This is a genomic window from Paenibacillus sp. J22R160, from assembly GCF_059692135.1.
In genome coordinates this window covers 24,179-39,843 of record NZ_JCAUAU010000025.1, presented here as the reverse complement: position 1 = coordinate 39,843, position 15,665 = coordinate 24,179, and the positions used below count along the sequence as shown (strand labels likewise).

The window sequence follows — 15,665 nt, the reverse complement described above, 5'->3', positions numbered from 1 at the left end:
CTTTGTCGACATGTTTTGAAGAATTTGTGAAATTTTATTTCAGAATGAGAAAGACGTTGAAAGCACTCTTTTTATAGCACATAAGGGAGTTCGATATCAATTACTGTCCCTACTCCCAGCTTACTTTGAACCTTCAAACTCCCTTGGTGCGCTTCAATAATCCGATAACAAACCATGAGTCCGAGCCCGGTTCCTTCTTCTTTTGTCGTAAAAAAGGGATCACCCAGTCTAGGTATGAGCTCCTCAGCGATGCCAATCCCCGTGTCTTTGAGTTTAATCGACATCTTCCTATTTCCAAGGCACTGAATAGCAATATTAATGATTCCGCCACTTGGCATGGCCTCTACGGAATTTTTTAACAAATTAATAAATACCTGTTTCAGCTGACCTTCATCGCTGTTTACCATATACACGTCATCATGATTGTTCTCAAATTGAATCTCGACATTATGCAGGAGCGCCTGGGGCTGAAGCAGTGAGACCACATTCTCAATAATCTGACAAATATTTTTATCTTCAAATCTACTTCTTTGCGGCTTCGAAATGAGCATGAACTCATTCACAATGCTGTTGATCCGATTTAATTCAACCAACATAATATCTGTGTACTCGGCGATCTTTCTGGGAGGAGCGCACTTGATAAGCTTCAAAAAGCCAACAAGCGAGGTCAGTGGATTTCGAATCTCATGCGCGATTCCTGCCGCTAATTGGCCGACAACGGAGAGCTTTTCCGATTGGAGCAGCATCTCTTCCGCTGTCTTGCGTTCGGTGATATCTCTTAGAACCGTCTGGATAACAGGGCGTTCCAAATAGTTATGAAGAACGACAGAGGATGCCTCAATGGCGATGCGATCTCCGTGCAGATCCAACAAATTCAGTTCAATAAATGGAATATATTTATCAACTAACTCGACAGACTTGGCTCTCTCCTTAAAAATCTCATGAAAATCGGGGTGTACGAAGTCAATGACACTTTTACCTATAACTTCATTAGGCGTTATTGCCCCTAATAGCCTAAGCCCGATATCGTTGATATAACAGATAATTCCTTCCTGATGCACAACGATCGGCTCCGGGAGCAATTTAATCATGCGCCTGTATTCTTCATCCCGTTCGCGAACAATACTTTCCATCACTTTTTTATGCGTAATGTCTCTGCATAACAATTGGATCGATGCTTTGCCTAGATACTCAACGGGAACCGCTCTGATTTCGACATTGATCAGTTGATTATCCAACCTCAGCAATTTCTTTTCAATAATATCTGCAGGCTTCTCAGCTTTCAGTAAATATTCTACCTGCGCCTGAAGCTCATGTCTTTCATCTGGATGAATAAACTCTAATGCTAACTTCCCTCGTAGCTGGCTTTCACTTTCAGCACCTACTAGCTTTAATGCGGCAGGGTTCGCATAAACGATAATGGAATCACTGTATACAATTATGGGTTCTGGTGAGTGTTCGACCAAATTACGATAGCGTTCTTCGCTTTCCTTCAGCTTCACATCTTCCATTTTACGATTGGAAATGTCTCTAGCCACTTCCACTAGTGCAAAGATACGGCCTTCACTGTCCTTCAACGGGGAAATGGTCATGCTTGCAAAAAAAGAATCCCCATTTTTGCGAAGCTTATGCGTCTCATAGCATTCAGCCTGATCATTACAAATCACTTGTGAATGGATATTTCTTACTCGTTCTACTTCGTATAAGGGAACCGTTTTTAAACACTTTTCATAAACTTCATCATTCGTCCAGCCGTACATGTGTTCATACGCTTTGTTCACCTGCAGAATGTGATTGTGAAGATCAATAACCGCAATGCTGGCATTTGTATGGTGAAAGCAAAGGTCGAATAGTTGGTTAATTTGTTGCATCCAATTTGTCGGTATTGGTTTACTCTGTACCCTTTTATCCATGTTGTTAGCCCTCACCCTATCAATATACGCATGTTGTTTTAGTAACAATTCTATGTTCCTTTGCATTTTCCTTTCCAAATTAGGGCAAAAAGAAATTTTCCAATATGTGGATATTGTCGAACAAGCAAAAAAGGAGTAGCTCAGAAAGAGCCTACTCCTTTATTAGGGACAGCATCCCCTATATGTCGACCAGATTTTCCTACCGTAAATGGACTAAACTGGCGTGACGGGGGAATGCTCCATTCGATTTGCCAGCCAATCCTCTAGGGTCGCAATTCGATCGGGATATTTATAGCTTCTTGCCAGGAAACCCGCTCCATGGCCCGGCATCGGGTCCTGATCGGTAGGTTGATAACGCAGGTCTACACTCCAACGTACCTCATCGGATAAATTAGGCGTTGACATGTGGAGACAACGATCATTAAACAAGATCGCGCTTCCAGCCGAAACCGGAAGAACGACAGTCTGCGTTTTGCCCAGTTGGCTCTCATGCAATGCCGTGTACCCTGTTCCTGTATCTGATTCTTGGTGCCACTTCAGTAACCGCTTACGATGCGTTCGCGGTTTAATATGCAGACAACCGTTAATCTCATTCGCGTCAACAAGCGGAATCCAAACCGTAATCACGGGATTGGAATTGGCATCGGGCCAATAGGATTTATCTTGGTGCCACGGCACAGCGCCTGCGGCAACCTTTGGAATTTTCGGTCGCGTATTATAGACCGGATTGGAGAAAAGTTCTCCACCGATTAATGATTCCACCGCATTCAAAATTTTGGGATTGCTCATTAATTGAAAATAACCTGGAATCCGATCTCGCCAGCTTCGTCCATATTTCAGGAAATGCTCCGCCGTTAAATCTTTAAACAACTCCGCCAAACGATATTTAAAAGGGCGATCTTCTAATTTGTCATGAATAAGCCCTGCCTGGACAAGCTCCTCCGCAATTTGCGAGACCTTAGTCGTCATCGCTTCAATCGCCTGTGCAAGATCTTCTTCCTGAAGCAGATTAGGAATTACCAGATAGCCTTCCGTGTTATAAAAGTCGACCTGCTCTTTGCTCAAACTTCCGCCGATTTGACTTGCGTTCATTGTTTCCATTCCTCCTCAAAGTTGATCTACACTTATAAATTTAGCATCTTTGAGTTAAATCGTATTTATCAGGATGTTCAAGAATTGATCAATTCTTCCGGTTATTTCTTTTCAATCAGGACATTATGACATACAATGAAAGGACAATCTGCGCGCAGAAGGGAGACTGTCCGATGCCGATTTTGACAGCGATGAATCCAACCGTAAGAACCGCTCACCACTACCGCTTTCCTTATGAAAAAAATGGCAGTGAATCTTTCCGATTAGGCTATTGTTATGCCTTCCACCTCGTGACCGGCGGCAAAGGAGCCGTTACTCTCCCGATTGGAACCTTCCCCATAGCCAAAGGTGATTTGCTCTATTTTCCGCCTAGGCTGCAGCATTCCTTTCATTCTGACGCTACGCATGCGTTATCCACCTATAATATTTATTGCGACTTGTGGGCTACGCGCCCAGACGCTGGGCAAAAGCATCTTGTTTGGAAGGAAGCGGACTTCGATCCTCACATTTTGACGGCTATTGAGCCGAATGCAGACTTAGACAGCTTGCCTAATCTGCTCCATTTCCAACATCAAAGTACCATTACCGACCTGTTCGCTCTAGTCGTAGAGCAGCATCAGAATTCGGCTCCCTATTCAGACGCTATTGCCACAAGCCTTCTCCAAGCCTTGCTCTTAAAAATTGTTCAGCTGCACACCTACATGCCGTTCATCGATTTCCGTATCAAGCCTCTGCTCGATAACATTCACAAAAAAGCCTACATGGGGTCCAGTTATGAATCATGGCTGGAACAAAGCAAGCTGAAGAAAACACAATTCCACCAATTGTTCAAACAAGCCACGGGTATGTCTCCGAAGGCCTACTGGACGTCCGTCATCATGAAGCAAGCCGCAGCCGCGTTAAAAGAGAGCGCCCGATCCGTCACGGACATCGCTGAGGATTTAGGCTACTCCTCCATTCATCATTTCAGCAAGCAGTTTACGCTGTATTTTGGCATCTCCCCTTCAGAGTACCGGAATCGGCAGCGCTCTTGAACTATTGCGTAAAACATCGTTGCCGACTGGGCAAAGCGCGTTGCTATAATAGGGTTACCGTTTTTCACCCCTGAAAAATCCCACTTCGGTAGACACATACAGATCTACTCTGTATGCAATTACCGAAGTGGGATTCTGAACCTCTTACAAAGCCTCCAGCAATCGCTGCCGCTCCGCCGAGCCCATCGCCAAATGGATAAGATGTGCCATTAATTTCTTCTGTTCCAAATTTAATCTAGCGAACACTCTTGGTTCCTGCTGGCATAGTTCCCGTATGACGGATTCCAGTTCAATTTTCTTCATAGCATCCTCAGGACCATCCGTGAAATCCGGAAAAGCCTTCGCTTCCGTAAATTCTTGAATGACATGGTCAGACAGAATTTCTAAATACGGCTTTCTTTTTAGCTTAATAAACGCATTGATTTCTTCCAACAAAAATTGAAAAGCATCGCTTTTCTTGCTTACGCCGAAAGCAGCTTCCAGCTGCCCGCTTTGATCATCGCTCTCAAAATCGAAATAGTCGAACAGCTTGCTTTGAATGTAGACACTATGGTAAAAGGAGTCGCCTTTATTATTAAAGGTAGTCGGCTGCTTATACTTTTCTTCCAAATGGGAGTCAATGAAATACAGCTTGGAGTATTCATGATTAATCCGGTCCTGCCACCGGACAAATTTAATTTGGAAGGCTGTGTTGCTGCCAGGATGAACGAGGTCGAAGCACTCTTTTTCCCCGATTAGACTCGAATAATCCAGTGATTGACCGTCCAAGCGAAGATCGAAATCTTTATCCGCGTGCAGTTCCAGAAACCAGCCAAATTCTTTACATAGATAAGCAGATAAATCCTCAACGACGAAGTCCTGCATGATATTGTGAAAAGTTACACTCGTGCCTGGCGCTCCATCCGTCAATTTGATTCTCGAAACCTCGTAGGCGTCCAAATAATTCGAACGAATTTGAATGGTATACGTATTTTTCAGCAAGCCGTCTACATAGGTTGTTTTCCATGTCGCATCTGAAGCGAAGCGATGAAAGGTTAATCGGCCGATCCCATTTTTACCATGCATCGCCGATGTGGTTCTAGTTCGCTTCTCTGGATCTATCTGCTTCTCAGACTCAAAAAATGGCGTAAATTTCCGCTCCAATTCGCGCCGATCAATACCGTAACCGTTATCCGAGATTACGATATGGTCAACACCGCCGAGCACATTCAACTGAAGTTTAACGTCTACCACTGTAGCTTGCGCGTCGAAGCCGTTCCAAATATATTCAGAAATCGCCTGCAAATAATCAAATTTACGAAGAGTTTTTTCGATCCCTTTTGAGGATATTTGTATTTTGCCCACAACGATCAGCCCCTTCTACGAGTGAACTCTACCTTCCTCTCTATCATATTCCAAATCTCTCCTATCTGTATGTCGATTTCTGCAAACCCTTACCATAGATTTTCGACAAAATGAGGGTTTAAAAGGCATGTAATCGTTTTCATGTATTTAAAAAAGAATTAACATACGGTTAACGTTCCACGAATAATCACATGTTACGCTAAACGCATCTAGGAACTACAGGAGGGATTCTTATGCGCCTCGCGTTGTTTACCGATACCTATGTTCCTCAAATGAATGGCGTTGCACTTACCTTAGGGCGGCTCACGAATTACTTGAACCGCCATGGCGTTGAGCACCTTGTGTTCACCCCGAAGTGTACGGATGAAATGGCATACTCCGAATTGATTCGCCCCGTACCCTCTGTACCTTTTTTTCTCTACCCCGAATGCCGGATTGCTTTACCCAACATTATTTCTATGCGTTCTGAGCTTGACCGTTTCCGTCCCAATCTACTCCATATGGCAACACCGTTTAATATCGGTTTGTGCGGACTTCACTACGCCCGCAAGCACCGGATTTCGCACGTAGCTTCCTATCACACCCATTTTGACCGTTATTTAACCTACTACCGGATGAAAAGGGCTGTTCCTTTGTATTGGACGTACATGAAATGGTTTCACCAATCCTGTGATGCCACTTTCGTCCCTTCAACCGATACCATGCAGAACCTGCATGCACAAGGCTTCGACCGCATGCTGTTGTGGTCCAGAGGTGTCGATTGCGAGCTCTACACCCCCGATAAGCACACTAATGCGGTTCGTGAGCGATACGGAATTACAGCCCCTTACCTTTTCCTCTATGTGGGGCGCATTGCCCCTGAAAAAGATATTGATACATTATCGGTCGTTATGCGAACTTTGCCTGATTCTCTGAAAGAGTGTATTCATTGGCTCATCGTAGGAGACGGACCGCAACTTGATGAGCTGCGCGAGCAAGCTCCGAACAATGTTACATTTGCAGGTTATAAGCAAGGTGAAGAACTCGCAGAAATCTATGCTTCATCAGATCTCTTCTTCTTCCCTTCCAGTACCGAAACTTTCGGTAATGTTGTCCAAGAGGCCATGGCTTCTGGCCTTCCGGTCATTGCCGCCAATAGCGGAGGAGTGCGGGATATGATCGTTCCTGGACAGACGGGAACTTTATGTGAACCTCGCCAGCCAGAATCTTTCATTCAAGCCATTGACGCTTTCGTCAATGCCCCTGAACAATGGGCAGATTTCCGACAAGCAGCAAGAAGTTTTGCTCTTGGACGCTCATGGGATGCTATCTTTGATAGATTGCTGGATGACTACGAACAAATTATTGATGCTCGCCAGCTTGGAAGCAAACTGGGATTTTATACGGCATAAAGGAGGGGACATCCATGCGATTAACATTAGTAGGAACGGGGTATGTAGGTTTGGTTGCCGCTGTGTGCTTTGCGAAGCTGGGGCACGAAGTCATTGCCGTTGACCGAGAGCCCGTCATTCGCGGGCTAAAGGAAAATAAGCTGACTGTATGGGAGCCTCAGCTGGAGCCAGAATTGGCTGATGTCTATGCGAAGGGCTTACTTCGCTTCGAGACCGATATCGTCGAGGCTTCATCGGACACTGACGCCTTGATGATTGCTGTGGGCACGCCTACACGATCGGATGGCCATACGGAACTGGGGCATATCCATGACGTGCTGTCACACTTCATGCAATCCGGCACCTGTCCCCCTCTTGTAATCATAAAAAGCACGGTACCCGTTGGCACCTGCGATGAGCTGGAAGCTACTTTGCTGGCGGCTGGACTTCATACAGAGGTGGCCTTTAATCCCGAATTTTTGAGACAGGGCAGTGCTTTCAACGACTTCATGGAACCCGACCGCATCGTATTCGGCTGCAAATCACCCCAAGCCGAATCGCTGCTCCGCCAGTTATATGAAGGGATTGAGGCTCCCGTACATGTATGCGACAGGCGCAGCGCCGAGCTCATTAAATATGCATCGAACGCCTTCCTTGCGATGAAAATCTCTTTCGCAAATATGATGTCCGATGTGTGTGAAGGTTATGGCGCGGATATCCGCCATGTCATGAGCGGAGTTGGCGCTGACCGGCGCATAGGACCTGAATTCCTGTCGGCAGGTGTTGGCTACGGAGGCTCCTGCTTCTCCAAGGATCTTCAGTCCCTGCTGACCACCGGGAAGTTGATCGGCAGCTCGCTTCCACTTTTGGAAGCGGTCGCTAAAGTTAATGATCAGCGTATTCCAAGGATGATCGCCAAGCTTATCTCTCTATGGGGTAATCCCTCGGGCAAGCGCCTCTGCGTATTAGGCATCTCGTTCAAGCCAAATACAAATGATGTTCGCGATGCGCCATTTCTAACTTTACTAGCTCAATGTGAGCGTCATGGTATCGAGGTTCAAGCCTTCGATCCTGTCGTCAGACAAGTTGGAGCCAAAGCCGTTCAGGTGATGGATTCCCCTTACGCGGCAGCTGCTCAAGCAGACGCAGTCATGATTATGACGGAGTGGCCGCAGTTCGCCGAACTCGATTGGCCATACCTGCTTGACCTTATGCGTCGGCCTTATGTGCTTGACGGTCGGAATCTCTTGCCAAATCAAGTCATCTCACAAATTGTGGCAATGGATGGCGCCATGTATATGCCAGTTGGAAGATCGATGGAGTGTAGTCCAATCCCATGGGCGGAAGTTTCTTCACCGGAATAAAATAAATCAAACCCCAGTCCTCCATAACAGGACTGGGGTTTTTCGTTCTACCAAGAAGTTATCTGCTTTCAACTTCTACAAAAGTAACATGTTCAACAGATTTCAACGAAGCGTAGATATCCGTTACTTGCACTTTTTCATAGGTTAACAACTTCATTTCCAACTGACTAGAGCTGCCTTCTACATCTTTCATTTTGACGCGTTCAATGAGAATGTTTAGTTCCTTCAACCTTTTGAAAATCCGATTGGGATCCTGACTTTCATGACAAACGATTCTTACTTCCAGATATCTTTGCTTGAGTGAGCGAGGACCGATCCATTTAATGATGACAGGAAACAAATTGACGGAAAAAATAATAAAGATAACAGCTACAAATGCCTGCAAATAATAACCGGCACCGGTTGCAATCCCAAGCGCAGATGCCGACCATACCATAGATGCTGTCGTTAAACCAGAAATTTCATCGTTGTTCTTTCTTAAGATAACGCCTGCGCCTAAGAAACCGACGCCGCTGATGATTTGCGCAGCAAGCCGCATTGGGTCCATGTTGGTATGACCTGGAACAGAGAATCGGCCTACGGATTCGATTGAAACCATCGTAATTAAGCAGCTAGCAACGGCAATAACCATGTTCGTCTTCATGCCTACGGGCTTATGTTTTAATTGACGATCAATTCCGATTAACATTCCAAGAAATAAAGCTACACCTAACTTGATAACAAAGGGAGATATCAACACTGTGTTTCTCCTCTCAACTTGCATCTATCTACAACACGGCGACTTATACAGATACGGAAAGACTATTTAATACGGCGTCAATCTCAACATAGGGATACCCATGTGCTTCAGCAACAGCTTTGTAAGTGACTTTACCCTCAATTGTATTAAAGCCCTTTGCTAAATCTTTATGCTGCAGGCCAGCTTCACGATAGCCTTTATTGGCAATTTGTAAGCCGTAGCCTACCGTGACGTTTGTTAAGGCAACTGTGGAGGTCTGTGCGACCGCACCAGGCATATTAGCAACAGCATAATGTACAACACCATGCTTCACATAGGTCGGATCGCTATGTGTTGTAATCCGGTCGATGGTTTCAATCGAGCCGCCTTGATCAATGGCAACGTCCACAATGACGGAACCCGGTTTCATCGTTTTGACGACGGCTTCAGTCACCAGTCGTGGTGCGCGGCTGCCCGGAATCAACACGGCGCCGATCAGCAGATCCGCCTTCTTAACAGCCTCGGCAATATTGCTACCATGCGACATTAACGTGCGCAGACGTCCTTGGAATTGATCATCCAGTTGGCGCAAACGCTCTGGATTTACATCAAGCAGCGTCACACTCGCTCCTAGACCGATTGCCATTTTCGCTGCTTGCGTCCCCACCACGCCGCCGCCGATAATCACGACTTCAGCTGGCGCTACCCCAGGAACTCCGCCAAGGAGAATACCTTTACCGCCCTTGGACTTTTCCAGGAATTGTGCGCCGATTTGAATGGACATCCGACCGGCTACTTCACTCATCGGTGTCAGAAGCGGAAGAGAACCGTTATTTAGTTGAATCGTTTCATACGCGATTGCGACGACCTTTTTCTCCGTTAACGCCCGGGTCAATTCGGATTCTGCAGCAAGATGCAAGTAAGTGAACAGAATTAAGCCTTCCCGGAAATATCCGTATTCCTCAGCAAGCGGCTCTTTTACTTTAAGAACCATCTCAGCTGACCATGCATCTGCAGCAGTGGGTACTATTTTCGCGCCTGCAGCCAAATAATCCTCGTCCCCGAAGCCGCTCCCCAAACCAGCGCTGGATTCAATCCAAACCTCATGTCCGTAATGTTTAAAAGAGGCCACACCCGCAGGGGTAATGCCAACTCGATTTTCATTGTTTTTAATTTCTTTCGGTACACCAATAATCATGCTCATGCATCTCCTTCGTCTATGTCCAGAATTTTTCTTGCTGTATGGCATCCACAAGACGAATCATATCCGCTGTTTCCACTTCACCAATGTTACCAATTCGGAACGTGTTGGCATTCGTAATTTTACCCGGATAGATCACAAAACCTTTGAGCTTCAATTTCTCATATAACGTTTGGAACTGGAACGCTTCACTTTCAGGATATAGGAAGGAAGTAATGATCGGCGACTGCAGCGTCTCTGGCAGCAAGGTCTCAAAACCGAGCACCTTCATTCCTTTAACGAGTGCCCGCTGGCTTGTTTTGTATCGATTGTATCTGGCGATAACTCCACCTTCGTCTGCCAACTCCTTCAGTGCCTCATAGAAAGCACGAACGACGTGAGTTGGTGATGTGAAACGCCATTTACCGTTGTAATTCTCCATTTTATCCCACTGGTCAAATAAATCGAGGGAATGGGAACGCGCCCATCCGGCACACTTTTTCATTTCATCAATCTTGGCGATAATAAAACCGAATCCTGGAACACCCTGTATGCACTTGTTAGCGCTGCTAATCAAATAATCAATCTGTAGATCCGCGATATCCATCGGAATTCCGCCAAAGGAGCTCATGGCATCTACGATATAAGTTTTGTTATATTTTTTAACTATGCGGCCTACAGCTTCTATCGGGTTCAACATGCCTGTAGTCGTCTCACAATGAACAACAGCTACATGCGTAATATCCGTTTCTTTGCGCAGCATGTACTCCAATTGATCCAAATCCGGAGGTTGAACTTCCCCGTTATCCAAGAGAACGAGCGGAATGTTCAGCATTTTGGCCATTTGAGCCATCCGTTGACCATAAGCGCCATTCGCCATGACTAGAATTTTGCCATCCTGTGGAATAACGCTTCCGATGACTGATTCTACACAAAATGAGCCGCTCCCTTGCATAAGAACGGAGGTATAAAGCGAAGTCTCTTTGGTCGCTAATTGGACCAATTTAGAGCGAATATCCTGTACAATTCGATTATAATCATCATCCCACGTACACCAGTCTTTCAACATGGCCGCTTTTACCCTTTTGCTCGTCGAGAGTGGTCCTGGCGTCAAAAGCAAATACGGGTTATCTTCAATCAAATCAATATTCATGGTTGAAACCTCCTTAGTCTTATTCATCTATTTCGCACCTATTGCCAAACGGGCGTTAATATCATCAATGACCTTCACAAGATCGCCGATCGTTGGGATCACATAATCGGCCCCGGCTTGACGGAAACGTTCTTCAACAACGGCCATTTTCGCTGCCAATTCCGCAGCTGGCAGTGTATTGACCTCCTCCTCGGTTAGACCGAGCTCGCTTCCGCCTTTTACAACTCCTACGCTCCATGCGCCTGCATTGACACCTTCTTGAATATCACTGACGGTATCGCCTACTTTGACAATGGCCTGGAACGGATAAACTCCAAGATTCACGGCATTCGCGTAACACATCCATGGATACGGCCGCCCAGCTTTCACTTCGGAAGGCGTAACCAATGAATCCGGCTCATACCCTTTCAACTTGGCTTCCCGGCTCACAACTTCCATCATTTCTGCAGTATATCCAGTCGTAGAGCCAATTTTCAGTCCTCTGCTGCGCAGTTCCTTCACTAGGTCCAGAGCTCCAGGGATCGGATCCGTATAATTCGGTAAAATTTCAAAAAGCAAAGGTTCAAAATCGGCGTACAAATCATCCACATCCGCATTCGTAGGCAGAGCTCCGAATTTATCTTTCCATAGCTGGGCGATTCTTGGAATGCCGCATAAAGTATGGATATGATCCCATTTCAAAAGTCCCATCGGACCGCGCGCTTCTTCAGCAGTAATGGCAATGCCCCGCTTCTCAAATATCCGCAGGAATACGTCCAGTGGCGCAAAACATCCATAATCAACCATCGTACCTGCCCAATCAAAAATAACCGCTTGAATTTGACCTTCATAATTCTTCGACATCATTACCATCCCTCTCTTAGTTCGCAAGCTTATATTTATTCTGAAGTTATCCACTCTACATGCATTTGTTCTAGCTCAGTTTCCCATTCTTCCGGTGAAGGAACATTACTAACGACGACATCGATATCCCGCAAGCTCGCCATTTTATAAAATTGCACCATGCCTATTTTGGAATGGTCGGAGACCACAATGCTCATTTTGGCATGTTCCATCATCTTCTTCGCTAATTGACCGCGCTTTTCATCAAAGGACGTGATCCCTTTGTCAATCATCATCCCATCGATGGAGATAAACGCTTTGTCTGCATAAAAATGCTCCACCATTTTCTCCGCCAATGAGCCGACAACCCTGGATTGCAGCGAGCTTACTTTGCCGCCAATGAAAAATATTTCCCCAGAGTACAGCTCTCTGTTCTTATACTCAATAAGCGAATGAAGCGCAGGAATGGAGTTTGTTAAGATCGTGAGATTCGCCTTATCGAGCAAGTGCTCGATCATCTGCAGCGTCGTAGAGCCATCGTCGATAAAAATCACTTCATTGTCCTGGGCAAGGGCTGCAGCCGCTTTGCCTATTTTGCGTTTCTCCTCCACATTCAGAACTTTTCTGTTCAAATGGGAGGGCTCTTCCCGGGAACGATTCACTTTCACCGCTCCGCCGTAGACCCGCTTTAACTTGTTAGACTCTTCAAGATCCTCCAAATACCTGCGCACAGTCTCCGAAGAAACCTGGAGTACCTCGACTAGCTCATTGGTAATAACTTTACCTTCGGCATTGATCTGATTAAGGATATACTCCTTACGTTCTTCCCCGATAAGTGACACGAACGTTAACCCCCTTACACAACTGCCTATTGTTAGTTAGTAACGGCTACTTTCGAATTTGCCAAGCCTCTGTTTTCTTTCTTACCTTCTTGGAAAGGAGCGTGTACAGCAGTCTTACGATAATATTCGTAATCACGATGAGCACCGCCATGGCTGCCGCCGCTGCTACATCGCCTGCATCCTCCATATTCACCAACGCAACTGCAGCTAAGTTCAAATCCGCAGACCGTAGAAACACAACAGCAGAAACAGTAACCATCGAGTTGACAAAGAGGTACATCGCTATTTCAATAATTGCGGGCAGACACATAGGAACCGTCACTCTCAGCAGTGTTTTGTAAAACGGTACACGCATCGATTCAGAAACGAGCTCGAATTCTTTATCCAGCTTCTTCAAGGCCGTCGTCGCAGTGATGAATGGCACACCATAGAAGTGGGTGATATTGGCAAGTACAAGGATGATCATCGATCCGTAAATCCAGTTCATAGGATTGTTCGGATTATTAAAGAAGAAAATGTAAGCCAAACCAATGACCATACCCGGCAGTGCTAGCGGCAGTACGGACAGAAAATAGCCAATCTGCCTAAGTCCGTTCAAATGGCGCGATTTCTCGATGAGATAGGCGAAGAAAAACGTGACAATTGTTCCGGCGATTGCCGTAAAGAACGATACCTGCAAGCTCGTCCAGAACGGATCGAGTCCTGATCCTGCGACACTGGAGAAATCATAATGTTTGAAGCTGAAATTTAAGTTATAAGGCCACACTTTAATTAACGAAGCACATGCGATTGTAACTAGTGGAATGAGAATTAAAATAGAAATGAGTACACCATATAATTGATAGATCGTGTCTCGAGCTTTTCTCGCAGCAATTCGATAAGGAGTTGATTTGGAAGAAAGCATGGAACGCTGTTTTCTTTCTACTAATCGGTCAACTACAAAAGCGATAATCGCTGGAATGGTTAACAAAATACCAACCGTAGCGCCCATTGACATATTTTGCTGTCCAATAACTTGCTTATAAATATCGGTGGCTAATACATTGAATTTACCGCCAATTGCTTGTGGCGCCCCGAAATCCGTGAAACAGGCCGTGAAACAAACGAAGATTGCACTGATTAATCCATACTTGACCGAAGGCAGGGTGACACTCAGGAACATTCTCACCTTGCTTGCCCCTAAGGTCTCAGCCGCTTCATACAAGCGTTGATCTGTGATAGACAATGCGGTAATGAAAATGAGAAATGCTTGTGGGAACAAATAAATGACTTCGGAAATGACGATGCCCACAGGACCGTAGATCGGGATATGAATACCTCTTGGTAATAAACCGAAAATACCAGTTGTCACAATTCCTTGATTGCCGAAAAGATACGTTAAAGCAATACCATGCATCATAGTCGGTTCAAAAAGCGGCAGCATGGCAACATAATGCAAGTAGGCCTTACCTCGAATGGACGTCCGGCTAATCCCATACGCATACAGGAAGGCCAGCGTGACGGCAATACCCGTAGAAAGCAATGAAACCCACACCGTATTCCACAAGGATTGTACCAAGGAAGGTGTCGTAAAATATTTGATGAAATTCTGAATACCGATGAATTCAGCATTCGTATTGAAAAAAGCCTTACTAAACAATAAACAGAGCGGCACTAATATCGTAAATGACAGCGTAATGACAAGTAGGACGATAAGGAAATTCTGCAGACTGAGGAGTTCTCCCCAGTTTCGGCGAACAGGCGGTGTCCAGGTAGCGCTTTGCTTCTCCATCACGCGGTCACCACATCATCCGGTGTAAAGGTAATGACTCTTTCTTGCGGAAACTCAACAGATACCTCAGCAAACTTCATCAAGTTCAGTTTGTGTGCATGCTGTGAAGAAACATCCACGGAGAGCTGTTGATTTCCTAGCAGCTCCTTCAGCTCACGGATGGGCTGCAAAAGCAATCTATAAAACGGACCTCTAAACTCCATGTGCTTGACGACAGCCTGGTAACCTGAACCTGGAGAAGAAATACGAATATGTTCGGGCCTGACAGCAAAATTGGTAAGCGGCATGTTCCCTTTGCGGGGTCCATAGGCTAAGAAATTAATGGATCCTATAAAATCAGCTACAAAAGGCGATTCCGGTTGATCATACACTTCCTGCGGACTTCCGACTTGCATAATTTCAGCATTATTCATTACGACAATCCGATCAGCCATGGTCAATGCCTCTTCTTGATCATGGGTAACCATGATTGTTGTAATTCCCAATTTTTCTTGCAGGCTACAAATTTCTTCACGCAGTTTGGTCCGAACTTTGGCATCCAACGCCGATAATGGTTCATCCAGCAGGAGAAAATCCGGCGATAAGACGACTGCTCTGGCAAGTGCAACTCGCTGCTGTTGACCGCCCGAAAGCTGGGACGGATAACGTTCTTTCAAATGCAGCAGATCGACCAGCGACAGCGCCTCGCTTACTTTGTCGCTGATTTCCTTAGTCGTGAGTTTCCTCCCTTGCAGGCCATAAGCCACATTCTGAGCAGCTGTTAAATTGGGAAATAAGGCATAAGATTGAAAGACCATGCCGAAGTTTCGTTTGGATGGCGGCAGATTTGTGATGTCCTTGCCTCCGACCGTTATTCGCCCGCGTGTCGGTTTCTCAAGGCCGGCGATAATGCGCAGCAAGGTTGTTTTGCCACAACCACTTGGGCCGAGCAAGCAAATGAATTCATTTTTTTTGATATCAATATTTATTTCTCTAAGCGCTGTAAAGGAGTCAAATGTTTTGTTCACACCTTGAATGGATAAATATGCTTCTGTCATAAGCTGCCTCCTTGAACTTTGATTT

The 15,665-nt window shown here is 45.6% G+C and carries 13 protein-coding genes; 3 read left to right on the top strand and 10 right to left on the bottom strand.

Features of this window, described 5'->3' with window-relative positions:
* Nucleotides 1–71: 71 nt before the first annotated feature.
* Entirely contained in the window at nt 72–1,913 is a 1,842-nt protein-coding gene (locus AC58UW_RS29415) for a PAS domain-containing sensor histidine kinase (RefSeq protein WP_497424118.1), read from the bottom strand.
* Between the two features lie 213 nt (nt 1,914–2,126).
* Nucleotides 2,127–3,005 carry a phytanoyl-CoA dioxygenase family protein gene (locus tag AC58UW_RS29410; RefSeq protein WP_497424117.1) on the bottom strand — a complete coding sequence of 293 codons (879 nt, stop codon included), beginning with the start codon at nt 3,003–3,005 and terminating at the stop codon, nt 2,127–2,129.
* A gap of 173 nt (nt 3,006–3,178) precedes the next feature.
* Here AC58UW_RS29410 and AC58UW_RS29405 point away from each other — a divergent pair, with 173 nt between their 5' ends.
* Nucleotides 3,179–4,039, top strand: coding sequence for a helix-turn-helix domain-containing protein (locus AC58UW_RS29405; protein ID WP_497424116.1), 861 nt, complete (start codon nt 3,179–3,181; stop codon nt 4,037–4,039).
* A 144-nt stretch (nt 4,040–4,183) separates the two neighbouring features.
* On the opposite strand, the gene AC58UW_RS29400 is transcribed toward AC58UW_RS29405, so the two are convergent.
* The gene (locus AC58UW_RS29400) at nt 4,184–5,383 is read right to left on the bottom strand and encodes an ATP-binding protein (RefSeq protein ID WP_497424115.1); all 1,200 of its coding nucleotides are present in this window, start codon (nt 5,381–5,383) and stop codon (nt 4,184–4,186) included.
* Nucleotides 5,384–5,616: 233 nt separating this feature from the next.
* Between AC58UW_RS29400 and AC58UW_RS29395 the strand changes: the two genes are divergently transcribed.
* A complete protein-coding gene (locus AC58UW_RS29395; RefSeq protein WP_497424114.1) occupies nt 5,617–6,774 on the top strand; it encodes a glycosyltransferase family 4 protein in 1,158 nt (385 codons plus the stop codon).
* Nucleotides 6,775–6,788: 14 nt separating this feature from the next.
* Nucleotides 6,789–8,117 (top strand): UDP-glucose dehydrogenase family protein, encoded by a 1,329-nt coding sequence (locus AC58UW_RS29390; protein WP_497424113.1) that lies wholly within the window; start codon nt 6,789–6,791, stop codon nt 8,115–8,117.
* A 58-nt stretch (nt 8,118–8,175) separates the two neighbouring features.
* On the opposite strand, the gene AC58UW_RS29385 is transcribed toward AC58UW_RS29390, so the two are convergent.
* The 7 genes from AC58UW_RS29385 to AC58UW_RS29355 are packed head-to-tail and all read right to left on the bottom strand — an operon-like array spanning nt 8,176 to nt 15,640.
* Complete coding sequence (locus AC58UW_RS29385) at nt 8,176–8,880, bottom strand: MgtC/SapB family protein (RefSeq protein ID WP_497424112.1); 705 nt, start codon at nt 8,878–8,880, stop codon at nt 8,176–8,178.
* 19 nt (nt 8,881–8,899) lie between these two features.
* Nucleotides 8,900–10,033, bottom strand: a complete 1,134-nt coding sequence (ald, locus tag AC58UW_RS29380; RefSeq protein ID WP_497424111.1) for an alanine dehydrogenase — start codon at nt 10,031–10,033, stop codon at nt 8,900–8,902.
* A 19-nt stretch (nt 10,034–10,052) separates the two neighbouring features.
* Nucleotides 10,053–11,153 carry a 2-aminoethylphosphonate--pyruvate transaminase gene (gene phnW / locus AC58UW_RS29375; protein WP_497424163.1) on the bottom strand — a complete coding sequence of 367 codons (1,101 nt, stop codon included), beginning with the start codon at nt 11,151–11,153 and terminating at the stop codon, nt 10,053–10,055.
* Nucleotides 11,154–11,195: 42 nt separating this feature from the next.
* Nucleotides 11,196–12,011, bottom strand: a complete 816-nt coding sequence (phnX, locus tag AC58UW_RS29370) for a phosphonoacetaldehyde hydrolase (protein WP_497424110.1) — start codon at nt 12,009–12,011, stop codon at nt 11,196–11,198.
* Nucleotides 12,012–12,046: 35 nt separating this feature from the next.
* A complete protein-coding gene (locus AC58UW_RS29365; protein ID WP_497424109.1) occupies nt 12,047–12,832 on the bottom strand; it encodes a DeoR/GlpR family DNA-binding transcription regulator in 786 nt (261 codons plus the stop codon).
* 46 nt (nt 12,833–12,878) lie between these two features.
* The gene (locus tag AC58UW_RS29360; RefSeq protein WP_497424108.1) at nt 12,879–14,603 is read right to left on the bottom strand and encodes a putative 2-aminoethylphosphonate ABC transporter permease subunit; all 1,725 of its coding nucleotides are present in this window, start codon (nt 14,601–14,603) and stop codon (nt 12,879–12,881) included.
* Complete coding sequence (locus tag AC58UW_RS29355; protein ID WP_497424107.1) at nt 14,603–15,640, bottom strand: putative 2-aminoethylphosphonate ABC transporter ATP-binding protein; 1,038 nt, start codon at nt 15,638–15,640, stop codon at nt 14,603–14,605. Before AC58UW_RS29355 ends, AC58UW_RS29360 begins: the two co-directional genes overlap by 1 nt.
* Nucleotides 15,641–15,665: the final 25 nt, after the last annotated feature.

Bases quoted from the DNA above. Each gene is read 5' to 3' on its own strand.
- AC58UW_RS29385 (WP_497424112.1), bottom strand. From the start codon at position 8,880: ATGCAAGTTGAGAGGAGAAACACAGTGTTGATATCTCCCTTTGTTATC.
- AC58UW_RS29355 (WP_497424107.1), bottom strand. From the start codon at position 15,640: ATGACAGAAGCATATTTATCCATTCAAGGTGTGAACAAAACATTTGAC.
- phnX (WP_497424110.1), bottom strand. From the start codon at position 12,011: ATGTCGAAGAATTATGAAGGTCAAATTCAAGCGGTTATTTTTGATTGG.
- ald (WP_497424111.1), bottom strand. From the start codon at position 10,033: ATGATTATTGGTGTACCGAAAGAAATTAAAAACAATGAAAATCGAGTT.
- AC58UW_RS29360 (WP_497424108.1), bottom strand. From the start codon at position 14,603: ATGGAGAAGCAAAGCGCTACCTGGACACCGCCTGTTCGCCGAAACTGG.
- AC58UW_RS29395 (WP_497424114.1), top strand. From the start codon at position 5,617: ATGCGCCTCGCGTTGTTTACCGATACCTATGTTCCTCAAATGAATGGC.
- AC58UW_RS29410 (WP_497424117.1), bottom strand. From the start codon at position 3,005: ATGAACGCAAGTCAAATCGGCGGAAGTTTGAGCAAAGAGCAGGTCGAC.
- AC58UW_RS29415 (WP_497424118.1), bottom strand. From the start codon at position 1,913: ATGGATAAAAGGGTACAGAGTAAACCAATACCGACAAATTGGATGCAA.
- AC58UW_RS29405 (WP_497424116.1), top strand. From the start codon at position 3,179: ATGCCGATTTTGACAGCGATGAATCCAACCGTAAGAACCGCTCACCAC.
- AC58UW_RS29390 (WP_497424113.1), top strand. From the start codon at position 6,789: ATGCGATTAACATTAGTAGGAACGGGGTATGTAGGTTTGGTTGCCGCT.